Genomic DNA, 1895 nt, shown 5'->3' with positions numbered 1-1895 from the left:
CGGGAGCGTTTCGACGCGACCTACGACCGCAAGGCGCTGTCAGGGCTGTCGCCGCATGATTGGCACGCGCAGGCGGTGTTCATCGTCAAGCTGATGGAGCGCACGCTGGGTAACAGCATCGGCTTCCACCTACTGCGCGCGCAGCATGCGACCGGGCTGGAGGGCGCCGAGAGCGCACGCAAGGTGTCTGAGTGGCTAAACCCGGTAGGCGAGGGCAGGGAACGCCTAGTGACCGATATGCTTGTTTGCCGGATGCTGAGAGGCAGGCCGCGGATTCGAGATCTATCGGATCGGTTCGACGTGCCGACGTCAGCGCTACATGATGTTCTTCAAGCGTATCGCCGTCTAGCTTGCGCAGAGAAGTGCGAGGCATTAATCAAAATCGAGTGCGCTCTGAATGATGCGAGGATTGTAGTAGGCGCTACGAAAGACCGGATTGTTTGATATCCGGAAAAAATTGGGGTGGGAAATCCGGTCGTAGTTACCACTAAGCTGAGCTAAAAATATCACTCAGCTTAGTATTGCTACTGCTTTGGAGGTAAAAGTCCTGTTAACCAGGATGTGAGCTGATCCTTGGCAATGATAAAGACCAGGATTAAGACGAGGGAGTATGCCAGATTGCCAATCACCCCGGCCGACACCGAAAAGAGAAAGGATTCTCTCTTAGCCTTGGCCTTTATGGGTTTTAGATCTTCATCAAATTGAGTTCGCAGTGAATCCTCAGCGGAGCGAACATGAGCATTGAGGTTTCCTGCAGAGAGTAACGTCGCCTGTATAGCATTTGAATCGAGGCTGGCATCCCTCGTTAGTGATTCAAATTGTTGTCGATAGATGCTGTACGCCAAATCTCGGATGCATGTGTTTTTCTGATTTGCTTTGCAATGGTCCGTTATTATTTCGAACGGGGTTTTCATTTGCCATCCCCCTCAGTTGGCAGGCGGTAGCGCAGACCCTCTTTTTCGCTCCAATCTCGCGCGAGTCGTTCCAGCTGGAGATATAGGCTTGAGGCAATGTAGCTGCTGCGAGACTCGTAGATGAAGCGCTGGATGGCGGGATAAAAGAGAGATATTCCATCGCTCAGACGAACGTAAGATATGTCTTCATCATATATGCCCGCTCGTATGCCAGTTGCCAGGGTTTCCAAAAAATTTAACGTGGCGTATACGTTCTCTATTTCAGACTCGTTGAGGTCGGAAAATGATCTTCCCGTATATTGCCAATGAATTACCTCCGACATCGTCCGCGTTACGTGTTCAGGAAGCTGAACCGCCTTTAGAGTCCGTTCCATTGTTTTCGCCCGTAGTTCGTGCTGGTAAGCGCGGGCGATGATAGAGAGTTGGTAAGCGATAAATAGTGTCGCAAACGCTCCTAGGATTGACAGCATCAGGTTGGTTAAGTCTAGCAGTTCGCCAAGGTACATCCGTTTGTTCCTATTGGTATCGAGATACACTAAATTGTATCATTTGAGCGAAGAGTGGAGAAGGGGGGCTTGCATAACTAGCGCAGAGAGTGCGCCGTAACCACTGGCGATTTCGGCCGACATGAAGTCGAGGAGCGGTCTGATCGTACTTCGTCGTCGCCGACGGCGTTGAATACAGGTCTGAGGGCTGTGCAGGTAATGCCTTTAGCGACTGCAAACAATGCAGCATTTGGAACGTCTGTAAAATCCAAAATTTTTTATCGCTCTTGTCTGAACAAAATAAGCCCCGAGATTTAGCGGGTCCAGGAAATATAGGGCTTTATGTCTGAAAAAATCAATACTTTTGATAAAAATAATGTTGAAAGAATTTACAACTTGCTGGTGCTAAAAGGGGAGGCGTTGCAAAAAGGGCATTTTTTGGAATGGAGGAAAAGCCGGAGCGCAGGTTGCCATTACAGTAATTTTTTTACTGCAA

General features: G+C 49.4%; 2 protein-coding genes. One reads left to right on the top strand and one right to left on the bottom strand.

Annotated features, from left to right (window positions below):
• Positions 1–444, top strand: a 444-nt coding sequence (locus tag VIP81_RS14535) for a hypothetical protein (RefSeq protein WP_331961916.1), incomplete at its 5' end; no start/stop codon positions are given.
• Between the two features lie 466 nt (positions 445–910).
• Here the strand turns inward: VIP81_RS14535 and VIP81_RS14530 are convergent.
• The gene (locus VIP81_RS14530) at positions 911–1420 is read right to left on the bottom strand and encodes a DUF4760 domain-containing protein (protein ID WP_331961913.1); all 510 of its coding nucleotides are present in this window, start codon (positions 1418–1420) and stop codon (positions 911–913) included.
• Positions 1421–1895 lie beyond the last annotated feature (475 nt).

The sequence above is a fragment of the Chitinophaga sp. genome (genome assembly GCF_036566945.1).
In the GTDB taxonomy this organism is placed as follows: domain Bacteria; phylum Bacteroidota; class Bacteroidia; order Chitinophagales; family Chitinophagaceae; genus Chitinophaga.
Note: the sequence above shows the minus strand (reverse complement) of the source record. Positions and strands in the feature narration are given on the sequence as shown.

Bases quoted from the DNA above. Each gene is read 5' to 3' on its own strand.
- VIP81_RS14530 (WP_331961913.1), bottom strand. From the start codon at position 1,420: ATGTACCTTGGCGAACTGCTAGACTTAACCAACCTGATGCTGTCAATC.